The sequence below is a fragment of the Robertmurraya korlensis NBRC 107688 genome (assembly GCF_001591645.1).
Lineage (GTDB): Bacteria > Bacillota > Bacilli > Bacillales > Cytobacillaceae > Robertmurraya_A.
The window spans coordinates 58,624-73,880 of the sequence record NZ_BCVH01000016.1 but is presented as its reverse complement, the minus strand read 5'-3'; the positions used below and the strand labels follow the sequence as shown (position 1 = coordinate 73,880).

Sequence of the window (15,257 nt, the reverse complement as noted above, 5' to 3'; positions counted from 1 at the left end):
AGCAAAGAAAACATTAGTAGAAATGAAGACCTACTAAAAATGTCTAGTAGGCTCTTCAATTATTTTAATTATTTGATTCATATGAAAATTGACTTCTGTTTTTTGTAGAGAACCACTTTTTTCATTAATTAAATGCCCTTTTACATGATCTCTTTTAAATGATGCTTTTGTAACTTTAACCTTTCTACTTTTGCTTTTACTTAAACCAGTTACTAAAACTATCTGTCCTTGTTGTAGTCCATATTCACTCAATGCCCATATATTGTTGTATAAGGGTAAAAAATGTTCTATCAACCTTTTTTCCCACATAGGAATCATTGATGATGTTTGATTAAATTCTAAAAAGATAATATTAAATTGATTGGCCTTTTTCCAAGCTTCAAGGAGACCATCTGCTGAATATTCCTTGTACCCAAGGTCTTTAGAGATTTTTTTTATAACGTTATTAAAACCACCAGCTTCCCTAACATCAAAATGACCCGCTAGTCTTTCCAAAAAGGTTCTTGAAGTTGCTTTTCCAATATAAATAATCGTATTGTTTTCCTTAACAATATAAATTCCGTTTTTCAAGAGCTTTTCCATTCCAAAGTTTAAATTCTGTATTTTTTCACCAAATGTATGGTTAATTTTATATAATACATCCTTAAAGCTATCAGACTCATTAATAACTAAATTAGTCTCTATTTCATTCATATTTTTTCTCTCCAATATATCTTTTTGGAATTAATGTATTCTTTGCGTACTCGTTTTTCATTTATGTATTTAAAAAAAGCCATTAGTTTATTTTAACTAACAGGCTTGTTTTCTTTAAAATTAATGATATTTTATTCTACAGTCTCTCCAGCCATTTTTAATACTTCTTTTACAACCTTCTTTTTATCATTAGCGTTATATGGTACCTCCATAGTGATACTTTCACCAGATTCGAGTTCCTTTACTTCACCAATGATTGATTCCAGTTTAATTATATTCTCATCCTTATTATCTGTTTCCCATGAAGGATAGTATACAACAATAATTGGTAGATTTTCCTTTAAATAATCTCGTAGAATAGCAATACGATTATATTTACTGTTATCTTCTGCTTTATCAGATTTACTGTAATAATTAGATAGTTCCTCATTTATTATTGGCCTGTGCCAATCCTTACTAGGATCTTGAGTATTTTTCTTTAGTTCAACTATTGCGATAGGAACATTTTGTTCATTAAATATTAATATATCGACATCTCCTGGCCATGCAGCACCAGTTTTATCATTTGCCAAATGACATTCTAAGGATGTAGTACCGTATCTTAGCCCTTTTCTTACATACATTTTTTTGCCAGAAAGACGTACTATATCATTCTTAATATCACTTATTGAGTTTTTTGTAACACCAGTAACTTCTCCGTTTTCATTAATAACCGAAGTTAAAATATTGGAAGGATATTTGCTCCAGTTTGGTGAATCTTTAAATATTTGATATTTCAAAATTAAGCCCCTTGCAGATGCAAATGAACCTAAATTTGATAAATATTCACGTCCTTCGCAATTATCTAAAGCATCTTGTAGGATTTTAGTATCATCTGTAGGCCATGTAGTAGTTTGGTCTTTATTAACAGTTCTCTTAATCCAGATTTCTTTAGAGAGCTCATCCTTTGTCCAATCAACAAAGAAATCGAAATTCAAACCATAATATCCTTCTGGTAAATATTCTTTTTGGAACCATTCTTCTGCATCGGTGGTTGTAGGATGCACGGGTGCTTGTTGAAGCCTATAGCTACATTTACAAGAAATTGGTTTGCTCACACTAATCATAAAAACTACTCCCTCCAGGAATTTTAATATCATACAATTATCCTATAGAGAAATAAAAGCATCAATATATTTTACAAAAATTTCTAGATGTAGAATGCAGAATATGAAAAATAGCCTTAGGTTTTCTTCGGACCTTAGCTAAAGCTATATAATAAAACAATTACTATCAATCTATTTGTTTACCTAATATAACAACATAAACTCAAGAATTACTCCATATTATATGTATGTAAAAGTTACTATTATATTAAACTTCATTTGTACCTCCAAAAATGACACTAACTTATAGGGAGTGATAGTTATATTTACCCCTTCTAGGCAATTAAGGCGGCAATTCCTTACAAAAGGACGATTTTACCGTTTAGATGTAAATGGAAATATAATTCCTTGTCGAAGTACGCTCGAGATCTTTAGGAATAGTATTAACATTAATGATTATTATCCAGATGCTTATGTAACCATGTTAAATCCGGGGGATTCTGTTTCCCTCGAAGAAATTGGTGGGAGTATTGATGGTCCATTGTATTCCTCGGAAAGCTTAACGATTTCAGACCAGATAAGAAACACTCCATTAACAAATGCAAAACCTGATAGAACACAGTATCAAATCATGAGGTTGATGAATCATTACGCTTGGTCATATGTTCGAATTATTAATTTGTCAGATATTAGAAACACTATTAGTGGAGACTTGATTGAGGACCATCAACGTCTCCAAGTTCCTTATTTGAGTTTGTTTTCTGATTATAGGGACACTGAACGTACTGTGTGGTTGCAACATCAAGAAAGTAAGCCTATTGTAGTGGCTTGGGGTGTTAACCCTAAACTTGAAGAAATGGCTAATAATGCAATTCAAAAGTTACCTATACATATAAAAGGGCTCCAAGGTGATGAGCCATACCAATATTTTCACCCTTTACCAAGAAAGGGAGGGGAAGCTAGGAGATGGCTTGAACGGTTTATTAGGGAAATAGAATTTTAGTATAGTCATTGGATTTAGCCTGGAAACGAAAGAACATAGTTAAAATATATTATAGTACTCTGACCTTAAGGTTAGAGTTTTTTATTAAAGCATGTGGTTATCGTTCATAGCATATTTTTTACTGATAAAAGCAAATTGTGGGGATGATTATATGAATTATGAAAAAGCAAGGGTTGGAATAAAAATTGTATATGAAGATTGGTGTTATAAATGGGATGATTGGAAAGAGATTATACATTTTCCAGAGGATTTTAAAAATAAATATTACTTTGAAGAAGGGACAGAGATGCTTTTATACTTTTGTGGGTACAAAAAGATATTAGGTACATATGAAGTGGTTGATCCAAATTGGTTTATAGATTTACGAAATAAAAAGCACCGTTATGCTATTCGTGTTGAATATAGTAGTTCCAATTTTTATATTCGTAAGGATGAAATATTAAATGAAATAAAAGATTTTAGCCCTTATCAAGAGACATATTGGCAATTAGAAAAAAGTGTCTTTGAGAAGCTTAAGATGAAATTAGGTTGAATGGATTGATAAACACTAGCGTGATTAAAATAGGAATTCAAGGAGGGAATGAAAAAAGTTGAAAAAGCGGGTTAATAACGATGAAGGATACGTAATAGACTTGTGTGATGAAATCTTGAATCAGAAGGGCTATAGGCAGTATAGGCTCGATTTTTTAAGAGGAGATAAAGGGAAAAATAATAGATCAGTTCCGTTACCAGTTGATGTTTACTATAAAGAGTTGAAATTAGTAATAGAATATAAGGAAAAACAACACGATGAAAAGGTTCCATTCTTTGATAAACCAGATACCTTAACAATTAGTGGTGTTGATCGGGGGGCACAAAGAAAAATCTATGATCAAAGAAGAAGAGAGATACTGCCAAAACAAGGGATAAACCTATTGGAGATTTCTTATAGGGACTTCCACTTTGATTCAAAAAAGAAAATTATTAGAAACAAAGATAATGATGTTCGTATATTAAAAGAAAAGCTAAAAAAATGGATTTAAGTATATAATTACTGCATATAAAATAATCAGAATAGGAGATAATTAAATGAAGATGATCCCTTCGAAAGAAATATTTATCTTTAACGATGAAGAAGACAGTTATGAAGCCCTGGTATGAAGATAATCCAGATGGTTATGTTTTTAATCATTATGGGGGACCTTTAAATAAAAAATATAAACAATATAATAAGTTACATCGTGTGGGTTGTCATACTTTAACTCGTGCTATTGATAAAGGTAAGAAAACAAAACGTTATGAGAAAATTACATCAACTGATTAAACTGTTCTGGAAAAACACATTAGAGATATTAGAGGGGAATCATGGGAGTATTGTAAGTTAAGGTGTTGTTTTTATGAGGCATAAAATTTTTTTATTAAATTAATATAAAAATCAAGTACTTGCCTACTGTAATATATCCTGTATCATCCTTTTAATAAATTGATTATATAACCAATAAAGTAAAAGTATTTAGCTGCATGTCTACACTGACTAGCAGCTAAATTAATGCTCATAATTTTGCTCATAGGATTTTTCAAATATGTTTTAGATTATTTAAAACAAAAGATGTTAATGCTATGAAATCATTGAATTTAGTTAAATTATTTATTTATATTATATATCATGATGAATGGGCGGCATGATGTAATAACGCCATCAATCCCTTGATGAATTGGATTTTTTAAAAAATAGAGGAAGTTTCTCATAAGTTAACTAAACTACTTATGAGAAGCTTCCTTTTTTGTTTTTTACAATTTGTTCCTCCAAAAATTTAATGAAACCTACTTGCGATTAACTCGTATATAAGGTAATAAAGAGCGAAACATGGTTTTGAAAGGGGAGAGGGCGATGGAATTTTTTATTGGTTTTATTATAATCGGTCTTTTTATTCTGCTAGGAAGTACGTTGTTTTCAAGCGGGAAGAAGAAATCATTAAGGAATGACCCAATCCCAGAACAATTAGGTGTAGAGGTAGAAGAGGGACTTCCGATTGTGGCAAAGCTCGATCAATCCTTGCCCAATTTTTATACAGACAATGTGAAAAACCGGGTCTTACAGAATCATCCGAAATGGAAGGAACATGAGTTTGACTGGGGGATGTTTGAACTAAAGCGGTATTTCTTGATGAATAGTTTATTGAAAACTGTTCCGATGTTTAGCCATCATGTAGATGAGATTTGGCATGAGATGCTTATGTTCACAAGAGACTACGAGAAGTTTTCAAAGCACTTTTACAATGATACACTGCATCACACTCCTAATTTGGATAGCACACCGATTCCAGGAGAACGAGCTTTTTTTGATTGGGTCTATATAAGTTTATTTGACGTAACCACGAACAGTAGAGCCATCTGGGGGCGCTTTTTACAGAACCCCATTAAGCGAGAAATCTTAGATGATTTCCGCCTATTATCTGAAGATGAGCTACTATCAAAGTATTTTAGAAAAAATGAAGATTGGCTGGAAGTGAAAAGATATTTAATTCGTAAAATGAAAAATGAGATTCATGAGGCCGAGATGCAAAACACAGGCTCAAAGAATTTTGATCCACATGCATCAACAAGTAACGCACATTTGTATTTCTTAGCAGCTGGGGCAGCTGTCTATTATTCCATCTACGAGGAAGATCAATTTCATGAGCAGATGAGTGAAGTCGTTCCGGAAGAATACCAAAAGGGTACTATTTACGGTGGAGGATCTTCTTGTTCTGGTTTTGCTTGTAGCAGTGATTCAAATGATTCAGGTGGCGGTGGAGATTCAGGAGGTTCCAGTTGCTCGAGTTGTGGTGGAGGCTGCAGTAGTTAATTAATAATTATATAAAGATTAGAAACCAATTTGGTTTCTTTTTTTATGGAGCAATGCGAATAAAAAAACTATTCCTTTCACTGTAAAAGGCCCCTGGCTTAACATGAAAAGGCTCCATGTCAAGCCTTCAGCAATGATCCTGAAAAGAAGTTTCTATGTAAGAACCCTCTGATGGGAGAGCCTATATTGAAGTGGAGTGGTCCCTACCATCCTTTTAAATAATTGTATAAAATAGGATACACTTTCGAAGCCTACGCTTTCAGCAATTAATTCTATAGGTGTTTGTGACCTTTCTAGTAGTTGACTAGCTTGCTTGATTCTTCGAATAGTAAGGTATTCTGTTAAGCTACTCCCTGTTTCCCGCTTGAACACTCTTGAGATATATGATTTTGATAAATGAAGTTCTTCAGATAGTAGCCCCAAGTCAAAGGGCTCCGCATAATGTTCTTCTATCCAATGCATAATCCTTTCTGAATAGTATAGTGAACGGAATTTATTAGTAGAGGATTGGTCCATGTCAACATCATGAATGTTTGAACGGATACAAGAGAGCAATTGCATAAGAAAGAGCTGGCTATCTTCTTCCCAGCTGCTTGTTTGTATCGATTTATTGAATCTATTACATACCTCGTACAAATAATCATACATATTTTCTAAGTCAAATGCTTGAGGTTCATTGACTCCATTTTGTAATTTTTTTAATAAGGCACTAAGGCCAGGGAATGAGTGTAAACTTTTCTCCCCAAGAGTAATTGGGTCAAAGTGAAGGATACTCCGTTCATAAGGACTTTGGGGGGATACTTCTACATGGACCTTATGCAATTGAAAGGGTTGAAAAAAGAACAGCATACCTTTCTTAATCTCGTAAGACTGCTGATTTACAATTACACGACCTTCTCCCTGATAGACAAATAATAATTCACAACCTTGATGCCAATGATAAAAACCTTGGAAATTCTCCTCAGAAACCTTACGGTAAACCCAATGAAACGGCTTTAAATCAATCTGTTCAAATAGATTATCCATTATCGCCCCTCCGTTTATATTCCCTATTGTTAAAATCATCCCAGGCTTTTGAAATAATTAGTTAAATAGTCTTTTTGATCCAAACGTAGCTAACCGAAACCTAAGCTTGGAATCACCACTGACACTTAATCTATATGGAAAAGTGTATGACCTATTCTATAGTATACCAAATCTTCAGATATACGAGCTTACTAGAGATTCTCCGAGTAGTCCTAGATGAGCCTGTTAACGATTTACGCCTGGAGACTAGAGAACAATAGAACGATATTTTTGGTTATTTTACAACAACTTTTAGGAAGATACCCAAGTTATAATTTAGTAACAAAGTGAATTGAAAGTAAGAGGGTGAAAATGTGACCGTGGTAAACAATAATGACCGAGAATATTGGCTTCATTCTATGCTGAAAATGGCAAGCCCCGTTCTCCTGCATTTAAAGGAGAGAACATTAAATAGAGAGATGCCTGTAGAGATGAAGGAAGGTACCAATCGCGAGCAATTCTCCCATCTAGAAGCGTTGTCTCGTTTGCTGGTAGGTATGGCTCCTTGGCTTGAAAAGAAAAGTGAAAATAGTGAAGAAGAAAGACTGCGTATACAATATTGTGAGCTAACACGGGTGGCCATTGATTCAGGCACAGACCCTGATTCCCCCGACTATATGAACTTTTCTAATGATTATCAGCCAATCGTTGATACCGCTTTCCTTGCTCATGCTTTTCTTAGAGCTCCAAATGAACTATGGGAGAAACTCAATGCTAGGGTGAAAAACAATGTAATTCTTGCCATGAAAGCTACACGAACAAGAAAGCCATTCTTTTCTAACTGGTTATTGTTTTCAGCAATTATTGAGGCATTTTTATACAAAGTAGGGGAAAAAGACTGGGATCCGATGCGAATTGACTTTGCCATTAAACAATTTGATCAATGGTATTTAGGAGATGGAATCTACAGTGATGGTCCTGAGTTTCATTATGATTATTATAATAGCTTTGTCATCCATCCCATGCTTGTAGATGTATTAGAAACGGTTGGGGAAGAGTACAGGGATTGGTTAGATAGAAAAGAAACAATGATAGAAAGATCGAAAAGGTATGCGGTGATTCAAGAACGATTAATTTCACCAGAAGGAACCTTTCCGCCAGTAGGAAGATCTATTGCTTACCGGTTTGGTGTTTTTCAAACATTAGCACACCATGCACTACGTAAAGATTTACCGAATGACCTATCTCCTGAACAAGTTAGAAGTGCTCTAACTGAAGTGATCAAACGGACGCTTGAAGCCCCAGGTACATTTACCGATTCAGGTTGGCTTACCATAGGTTTTTGTGGTCATCAACCGGAGATTGGTGAAGGATATATCTCTACAGGCAGTGTCTATTTGTGTGCGGCAGTTTTCCTTCCATTAGGATTGGTGGAGTCAGATCCTTTTTGGAGTAATCCAGCGGGGGAGTGGACATCAAAGAGAGCATGGTCAGGGAAAGACTTTCCAATTGACCAATGCTTATAGGGCCATATCAAAGGTCTATCGATTGAGTAGGTCGTATAAATCATGATTTGAAAGGGGAAAGAGAATTGAAAACGATTAAAGAAGGAATCAAACAAGATAAATTTAAAGTCAAAACACATGTAGATAAAAACTGGCTTGATATCGAAATTCAGTTTGTACTGAAGAAAATCGATGAAAACTTAGAAGTTTTTAAAGAAAAAGTACCGCCGGCTGCATCGAAAGATTTAATGTACATTCCAGAGGGAAATACGGATTGGACTGCTAGCTTTTGGATAGGGATGCTTTATTTGGCATACGAATATACAGGTGAAGAAAAATATCTTGATGTTATTAAAGTACAGCTTGAAAGCTTTAAAAACAGGTTAAAAGAGAATATTCAGTTAGAAACTCATGATATTGGATTTTTATACTCATTATCCTGTGTAGCGGGATACGAGGTGTTGGGTGATGAAACGGCAAAAGAAACGGCCATTAAAGCAGCAGATAAGTTAATCACTCGTTATCATAAAGAGGCAAAAATTCTGCAAGCATGGGGGGATTTATCGGATCCAGAACAGCGCGGAAGAATGATTATTGATTGCAACATGAATCTGCCGTTATTGTATTTTGCTTCAAAAGAAACAGGTGATAGAAAGTATTATGATATTGCCGTAAACCATGCGGAACAAGCTGCTAAATATATTGTCAGAGAGGATTCGTCAACGTACCATACCTATTATATGGATACGGAGACGGGTAAACCATTATATGGAAAGACTGCGCAAGGCTACACGGACCAATCTTGCTGGGCTCGTGGCCAGGCATGGGGTGTATACGGTTTTGTCCTAAGTTATGTACATACCGGCGATAGAAAATTCCTTGATATTTCTGAAAGACTAGCACACTATTTCTTAAATCGTCTTCCTGAAGAAGATGATATCTGTTATTGGGACCTAGATTTTACAGAAGGAAATGAAGAACGCGACAGCTCAGCAGCTGCCATCATAGCTTGTGGTTTACTAGAATTAAGCAAGCACTTGCCTGTTTCAAATGAATATCGAGAACTTTATGAAAATGCTGCAATCAAAATGATTAAATCACTGGCTGAAAACTATACTACTAAAAATGTTCATTCCAATGGTATATTGTTACATGCTGTCTACTCTAAGCCAGGAGATAATGGTGTAGACGAGTGCTGTATTTGGGGAGATTATTACTATTTTGAAGCTTTAATCCGTACAGTAATGAGCTGGAAAATGTACTGGTAAGATAGCTAATTAAAAAACATATAACAAAACAATAACCACTTCCTATAAATGATAGGGAGTGGTTATTTTGTGTTATTAAAATTTGCGTATCAAGACTTTTTGGACGACAGACGATTCAGGAACACAACTAAAACAAATATCAAGAATTACGAAATGTTACTTGGTAAATTCGTGGATTACTGTATTGAGAACCAAGTAGTAAATGCTGAAGAAGTTACCTACAGTCATGTTCGACAGTACCTATTAAATTGCCAAGAAAAAGGAGATAAGGCTAGTACAATCAATACCAAGCTGTTGAGGATAAGAGCATTCTTGAATTACTTGGTTGAATGTGAAGTGATTAAAACTAACCCTGCCAAGAAAGTTAAAAAACAAAAAGAAGATGTAAAGATTGAGGTTTTCAGCGATGAACAAATTAAACAAATGCTGAACTTTTACAGACGTATCAAAAGGAGAGAGAAAAGTTATGTAGCTTACAGGGATTACATGATTATTGTAACGATTCTAGGTACTGGTATAAGACGGGGGGAGATTATCAATCTTCAATGGTCTGACGTGGATTTCATTAATAAGACAATCTCTGTTTTTGGAAAGAGCAGGAGGAAAGAAACAATTCCTATTACGGATAAGTTGGTAAAAGAACTGGCAGGCTATCACTCTTTCTGTAAACAGTATTGGGGTATTATAAGTGATTATGTATTTGTTAAACGTGATAACAATCAAATGACTGAAAATGCAACTATGCTTGTCTTTAAGTACTTAGGAGGAAAAATGAATTTTAAGGATATTCGAGTTTTCGCTCACACTTTCCGTCATACATTTTGCCATCGACTAGCAATGTCAGGAATGAGTGCGTTTGCGATTCAGAAGTTGATGAGACACCAGAACATTGCTGTAACCATGAAGTATGTAGCAATGTGGGGGAATGAACTAAGGGAACAAAATGACAAATACAATCCATTAAATTCATTAGACATATAAATTTTAGATAGCATTTATTATTGTTTCGACATATATTTACATTTCCAACAATAGATGATTAAAAGGATAATTTCTAAACTATGCCTAAAAGCGAGACATTTTTGATTGGGTCTATATTAGTTTATTTGAAGTAACCACGAACAGTAGAGCGATCTGGGGGAGCTTTTTACAGAACCCCATTAAGCGTGAAATTTTAGATGATTTTCGCCTATTACCTGAAGATGAGCTACTATCAAAATATTTTAGAAGAAATGAAGATTGGTTGGAAGTGAAAAGATATTTAATTCGTAAAATGAAAAATGAGATTCATGAGGCCGAGCTGCAAAACACCGGCTCAAAGAAGTTTGATCCACATACATCAACAAGTAACATACTTGTATTCCTTAGCAGCGGGGGCAGCTGTCTATTATTCAATCTACGATGAAGATCAATTTCATGAGCATATGAGTGAAGTCGTTCCTGAAGAATACCAAAAGGGAGCTATTTACGGTGGAGGATCTTCTTGTTCTGGTTTTGCTTGTAGTAGTGATTCAAGTGGCGGTGGAGATTCAGGAGGTTCTAGCTGCTCCAGTTGTGGAGGCGGCTGCAGTAGTTAATTAATAAAAAGAAAAAAGAAACCGATTCGGTTTCTTTTTTTATGCTTAAATAAATAGAAAAATAATACGTTTATTTTCTAAATTCTTATGGTAGGGACTAACGCAATTATGAGTGGTGGACACCAACGGCAATAACTGTTTTAAAAAATTAAGAGTTTATATAGAAAAGGTATACATAACTGAATTATTGAATTAAATGAGAAATTATATAAAAACGATATTTTTCGTGGTACGATATTCCTAGTATTTAATTAATTTGGCAAAACTACCTTAAGGGTAAGAGGAAAAGCTAAAGGGAATATTATAAAGGGAAGAGGACCGTACCCATGGTCCATCGTCTATAATTTTTCTTATACGAGACAGAACAAACATCCTCTCTAAGATCAACCTAAGAGAGGGTGTTGTTCTTTTACCCACAAGTTGCAATATTGTAGAAATACCTGAAGGAAAAAACTATAAGATCATGCAGTTTACATAATTTCTAAACGCATAAAGAAAATGTGCTAAGAGGATGTTTTATGAAAAATAAGAGGTTGAAGTCCATTTTTGTTGTATCTATTCTATTATTAGTAATTTTTATAATGGTTAATATACTTGTTTCTTATTATCGCATTATAAAAACAACGGAAAACGCCATTGCTAATCAGAATATTGAAGTTGCCAAATCAATAGCTGCATCAATAGATGTAGAGACTTATAAGCTGTTTCTTGAAAATCCTAAGAAAAATAAGGAGTATTCAGTCATTAAACGTTATTTAGAAGATGCTAGGGAAAAAAGTGGTGCATTACATGTGTATACACTTGCTGTCGATAATTCTAAAGTATCTAAGGTCATGATTGCTGCATTGCCGGAAGAGATAAAAGAGGAATTTCCTATCGGAGGAATCTGTACAGTTCCAGAAGAACAGGTAGGGATGGCATACAGGGGTATGATATTTTCAACTGACATAATAACGGATCCTATATATGGAGATTATTTAACAGTTGGCGTACCGATTGAGGATCCGTTGAGTGGAATTATTGGCTACCTTGCAATCGACATAAGTGCAGATGTTATTAATCATATTAGTGGAAAGGCATTAAAAAGCAGTATTTTAAGTCTTGTTTTTAACGGTTTATTTGTTATTCTCATGCTTGTCTCTTTTCTAATAATCCAAAATTGGTATACACGAGAGTTAAAAAAAGAAGTAGGGGATACTGAAGATACCTATCAGTTAGAACTTCAGTCATTAATATCCTCTGTTCAATCTTTACGGCATGATTTTTTAAATCACATTCAGGTACTACACGGCCTGCTAAAACTCGGACATCATGGTAAAGCGCTCGAATATCTAACCAATCTCTCTAATGAAGTACACTTGATTAAATCGATTACATTAGGAGTAAGTAATCCTGGGTTATCAGTGCTTTTGCAAACGAAAAAGCTCTCGGCTCAAAATCATAACATTGATGTACATTTTGATGTTTTTCATGATTCATTTAACAAAATAAAGACAACAGAATTAATTAAAATATTATCCAATTTAATTGACAATGCCATAGAAGCGACAATAGAACTTCCTGAACAAGAACGAAAAATAAAAATAGTTTGTAAAGTGATTTCAGATACCTACATATTCGAAATTACAAATACAGGACCTACAATTAATGAAATGGACAAAGAACAGATATATATAAGAGGTTTCTCCACTAAGAAAGGACAGCAGGGGAAAATTAGGGGACAAGGTCTATTTATCGTTAAAGAAGTAGTAAGTAGGTATGGTGGGAACATATCAATTAATTCTAATGAAAATCAGACAATTGCTCGTGTGGAAATTCCAATTAAATAGGGTAATAAAACCGTATAAAAATACACTACCTGTTCCCTATGGAGTTTAGGAAACAGGTAGTGTATTCATACAGGAACTATAGTCTTTACAAAAGCTTTGCCCATGCCACTTCATCCTGAGAAAAAAGTTCAATTATATAATCAGTATCTTTCCCTAAAATCGGCTTGGCTTTATTTAATATTCTTCGCGACGCCCTCTCTTATCAATAAATGCTGCTTCATTTGGACGCTTCAATTTTTAAGTCGGATGAGTAGTTTTGGTACTGTTGTCCTTTAATTGACATAAAAAATCACCCCTAAAAGTAAGTGTTGCCCTGAAAGGGGTTTTTCAACATCTACTTTAAGGGGTGCAGTTCAGAGTTAGGGAGTGGTTATTTTGTGATGAATTATCTTACTGCCTCAGGCTGTAGTAAAACACTTAATAGTCGGTCCATACCGAGTTCAATGGTCTCAGGAGTTGAATGGCTAAAGTTAAGTCTGAAGGTGTTGTTCTTTGGTGCATTCACGTAGAATGGAGCTCCTGGAACAAAGGCAACCCCTTTTTCAACTGCTTGGTTTAATAGAGCGGTTGTGTTTAGATCTTTATTGCCTTCCACCCAGATAAACATTCCGCCTTTTGGTTCCTTCCATTTGAATAAATCAGGACCTAATTTATTTAAATAATCTCTCATGATGGTCATCCGTTCATAGTAGACACTTCTAATTAAATCGATATGGGATGCAAGGTTAAAATCGCGTAGTAGATAATAAAGAGCCTGTTGGTCTATCGAACTGGAATGTAAATCATTCATCTGCTTCGCTTGTACCATCATATTGATGACTTCCGATGGTCCGGTTACCCAGCCTGTTCTTAGTGCAGGAACAACGGACTTTGAAAATGTACTTGTATAGATAACATGTCTATGTTCGTAGTCAAAAGAGGCTACTGGGCAATATTGTTCCTCAGGATGAAACTGTATATCCCCATATGGATCGTCCTCTAAAACTAGGACATTATATTCTTGGCAAAGACTTAAAAGCTTTTGTCGTCTATCATTGCTCCAGACCTTCCCATCTGGATTAGCAAAGGTAGGAATGACATAAACAAATTTGGGACTCCATGTTTCCAACTTCTCTTTTAAGTCTTCAGGTAACATTCCATGTTCATCACTGTCTACGGAGATGACATTTGCGCCGTAAGATCGAAACACCTGCAAAGCTGCTAAGTAGGTGGGATCCTCTGTAAGGATAACATCTCCAGGCGTTAGCATAATCCGTGAAAACAAGTCAATGGCTTGCTGGGATCCTGTTGTTACAAGGATGTTATCAATAGTAGATGTGATTCCTCTATCCTCCATCTTTGCTTTAATGGCCTCTCTAAGCGGGATAAACCCTTCTGTTAAACCATATTGCAAAGACGAATTTCCTGAAGCAAAAACTTTATCGTAGGCAATTTTAACTTGTTCAAGAGGAAAGATATCTTCGGCTGGTAATCCACCAGCAAAAGAGATTACATGTCCTTGTTGTGTAACCTTAAGAATGTCTCTTACTGCAGAGGATGCATAGTTTTTGGTTTGAGGTGCAAATGTATAATCCATGGTGGTCGCTTCCTTCTATTAATGGTCTATTTTAGTTAATCAAACGTTAATGTAAATTGGTATATGATATATTGTTTTAAATAGTACAATATAACATCCGGGTTGTGCAATGGTTTTTTGAAAATATTTTGAAAAATTAAATAAATTATTTAACCAATAGTCGGTGTATTGACAATTTTCTGACTTATGATAAATATATTATAATAACATGATGTGTAATATTGCATACAGAAAGGGTAAAATTAAATATGGATAAAAACTCTTTATCTGTCCAAATCGGCGAACAGTTACGTTATTTCCGACAGCAGCGGAATTTAACATTAGAAGATTTGGCTGATTTAACAGGTGTTAGCAAACCAATGATCGGACAAATTGAGCGTGGCACCTCTAACCCTACCGTTTCTACTCTTTGGAAAATAGCAGCAGGACTTCAGATTCCGTTTGCTTCTTTCATAACGACCAATCCCTCGGTCAAAATCAAAAAAGTAGAGGAACAACCCTTTTTTACAGATGATGATAACTTATTTGAAGTCTACAACACCTTTTCATCCCCTGGTATTCCTGTTGAAATCTATCGAATTCGTTTGTTACCTGGATGTATGCATTTTTCTGAACGAAGTGGATCTGGAACAGTGAAGTCTATCACTGTCTATTCCGGAAGACTTACTGTAAAAATTGGTGAGGAAGAATCATTTACGATTAATAATGGAGATTCAGTCTCCTTTACAACGGATAATTGTCAAGTCTATGAAAATACGACAAAAACAGCATGTGAAATAAATATGGCCATATACTACTCTCGTACTCAAGTTGAACTTTAGATCCTTACGCACACCAAATGTTAATTATAGTGATTTTATGGGGCTCTCTTAGTTGGGAAGCCCCTTTT

General features: G+C 34.7%; 15 protein-coding genes. 11 read left to right on the top strand and 4 right to left on the bottom strand.

What is annotated here, in order from left to right; all coding sequences use genetic code 11:
* Positions 1 to 33: 33 nt before the first annotated feature.
* A complete protein-coding gene (locus BKO01S_RS17825; RefSeq protein WP_066057270.1) occupies positions 34 to 693 on the bottom strand; it encodes a GIY-YIG nuclease family protein in 660 nt (219 codons plus the stop codon).
* A 131-nt stretch (positions 694 to 824) separates the two neighbouring features.
* Positions 825 to 1,799 (bottom strand): hypothetical protein, encoded by a 975-nt coding sequence (locus BKO01S_RS17820; protein WP_066057268.1) that lies wholly within the window; start codon positions 1,797 to 1,799, stop codon positions 825 to 827.
* 460 nt (positions 1,800 to 2,259) lie between these two features.
* Between BKO01S_RS17820 and BKO01S_RS17815 the strand changes: the two genes are divergently transcribed.
* From BKO01S_RS17815 to BKO01S_RS17795, 5 genes are all read left to right on the top strand, one after another.
* Entirely contained in the window at positions 2,260 to 2,781 is a 522-nt protein-coding gene (locus BKO01S_RS17815) for a hypothetical protein (RefSeq protein WP_066057266.1), read from the top strand.
* 151 nt (positions 2,782 to 2,932) lie between these two features.
* Entirely contained in the window at positions 2,933 to 3,313 is a 381-nt protein-coding gene (locus tag BKO01S_RS17810; RefSeq protein ID WP_066057264.1) for a hypothetical protein, read from the top strand.
* 58 nt (positions 3,314 to 3,371) lie between these two features.
* Complete coding sequence (locus tag BKO01S_RS17805; RefSeq protein WP_066057258.1) at positions 3,372 to 3,803, top strand: hypothetical protein; 432 nt, start codon at positions 3,372 to 3,374, stop codon at positions 3,801 to 3,803.
* Positions 3,804 to 3,904: 101 nt separating this feature from the next.
* Positions 3,905 to 4,084, top strand: a complete 180-nt coding sequence (locus BKO01S_RS17800; protein WP_066057257.1) for a hypothetical protein — start codon at positions 3,905 to 3,907, stop codon at positions 4,082 to 4,084.
* Positions 4,085 to 4,651: 567 nt separating this feature from the next.
* On the top strand, positions 4,652 to 5,608 hold the full coding sequence (locus BKO01S_RS17795) for a UCP032817 domain-containing protein (protein ID WP_066057255.1): 957 nt from the start codon (positions 4,652 to 4,654) through the stop codon (positions 5,606 to 5,608).
* Between the two features lie 153 nt (positions 5,609 to 5,761).
* On the opposite strand, the gene BKO01S_RS17790 is transcribed toward BKO01S_RS17795, so the two are convergent.
* Positions 5,762 to 6,634, bottom strand: coding sequence for an AraC family transcriptional regulator (locus BKO01S_RS17790; protein ID WP_066057253.1), 873 nt, complete (start codon positions 6,632 to 6,634; stop codon positions 5,762 to 5,764).
* Between the two features lie 359 nt (positions 6,635 to 6,993).
* Between BKO01S_RS17790 and BKO01S_RS17785 the strand changes: the two genes are divergently transcribed.
* The 5 genes from BKO01S_RS17785 (at position 6,994) to BKO01S_RS17770 (ending at position 12,792) form a co-directional block, all read left to right on the top strand.
* Positions 6,994 to 8,139: a DUF2264 domain-containing protein gene (locus tag BKO01S_RS17785; protein ID WP_157077415.1), complete on the top strand. Its 1,146-nt coding sequence runs from the start codon at positions 6,994 to 6,996 to the stop codon at positions 8,137 to 8,139.
* A gap of 65 nt (positions 8,140 to 8,204) precedes the next feature.
* Positions 8,205 to 9,386, top strand: a complete 1,182-nt coding sequence (locus tag BKO01S_RS17780; protein ID WP_232311272.1) for a glycoside hydrolase family 88 protein — start codon at positions 8,205 to 8,207, stop codon at positions 9,384 to 9,386.
* A 48-nt stretch (positions 9,387 to 9,434) separates the two neighbouring features.
* Positions 9,435 to 10,367, top strand: coding sequence for a tyrosine-type recombinase/integrase (locus BKO01S_RS17775; protein ID WP_066057251.1), 933 nt, complete (start codon positions 9,435 to 9,437; stop codon positions 10,365 to 10,367).
* Between the two features lie 344 nt (positions 10,368 to 10,711).
* Positions 10,712 to 10,963, top strand: a complete 252-nt coding sequence (locus BKO01S_RS24690; protein WP_198158838.1) for a hypothetical protein — start codon at positions 10,712 to 10,714, stop codon at positions 10,961 to 10,963.
* Between the two features lie 518 nt (positions 10,964 to 11,481).
* On the top strand, positions 11,482 to 12,792 hold the full coding sequence (locus tag BKO01S_RS17770) for a sensor histidine kinase (protein WP_066057248.1): 1,311 nt from the start codon (positions 11,482 to 11,484) through the stop codon (positions 12,790 to 12,792).
* A gap of 385 nt (positions 12,793 to 13,177) precedes the next feature.
* Here BKO01S_RS17770 and BKO01S_RS17765 read toward each other — a convergent pair whose 3' ends face one another.
* Positions 13,178 to 14,368, bottom strand: coding sequence for an aminotransferase-like domain-containing protein (locus BKO01S_RS17765; protein WP_066057245.1), 1,191 nt, complete (start codon positions 14,366 to 14,368; stop codon positions 13,178 to 13,180).
* A gap of 248 nt (positions 14,369 to 14,616) precedes the next feature.
* Here BKO01S_RS17765 and BKO01S_RS17760 point away from each other — a divergent pair, with 248 nt between their 5' ends.
* A complete protein-coding gene (locus BKO01S_RS17760; protein ID WP_066057242.1) occupies positions 14,617 to 15,189 on the top strand; it encodes an XRE family transcriptional regulator in 573 nt (190 codons plus the stop codon).
* Positions 15,190 to 15,257 lie beyond the last annotated feature (68 nt).

Coding starts and splice junctions, on each gene's coding strand:
- BKO01S_RS17770 (WP_066057248.1), top strand. CDS start 11,482: ATGAAAAATAAGAGGTTGAAGTCCATTTTTGTTGTATCTATTCTATTA.
- BKO01S_RS17800 (WP_066057257.1), top strand. CDS start 3,905: ATGAAGCCCTGGTATGAAGATAATCCAGATGGTTATGTTTTTAATCAT.
- BKO01S_RS17815 (WP_066057266.1), top strand. CDS start 2,260: ATGTTAAATCCGGGGGATTCTGTTTCCCTCGAAGAAATTGGTGGGAGT.
- BKO01S_RS17810 (WP_066057264.1), top strand. CDS start 2,933: ATGAATTATGAAAAAGCAAGGGTTGGAATAAAAATTGTATATGAAGAT.
- BKO01S_RS17825 (WP_066057270.1), bottom strand. CDS start 693: ATGAATGAAATAGAGACTAATTTAGTTATTAATGAGTCTGATAGCTTT.
- BKO01S_RS17795 (WP_066057255.1), top strand. CDS start 4,652: ATGGAATTTTTTATTGGTTTTATTATAATCGGTCTTTTTATTCTGCTA.
- BKO01S_RS17820 (WP_066057268.1), bottom strand. CDS start 1,799: ATGATTAGTGTGAGCAAACCAATTTCTTGTAAATGTAGCTATAGGCTT.
- BKO01S_RS17765 (WP_066057245.1), bottom strand. CDS start 14,368: ATGGATTATACATTTGCACCTCAAACCAAAAACTATGCATCCTCTGCA.
- BKO01S_RS17790 (WP_066057253.1), bottom strand. CDS start 6,634: ATGGATAATCTATTTGAACAGATTGATTTAAAGCCGTTTCATTGGGTT.
- BKO01S_RS17775 (WP_066057251.1), top strand. CDS start 9,435: ATGATAGGGAGTGGTTATTTTGTGTTATTAAAATTTGCGTATCAAGAC.
- BKO01S_RS17760 (WP_066057242.1), top strand. CDS start 14,617: ATGGATAAAAACTCTTTATCTGTCCAAATCGGCGAACAGTTACGTTAT.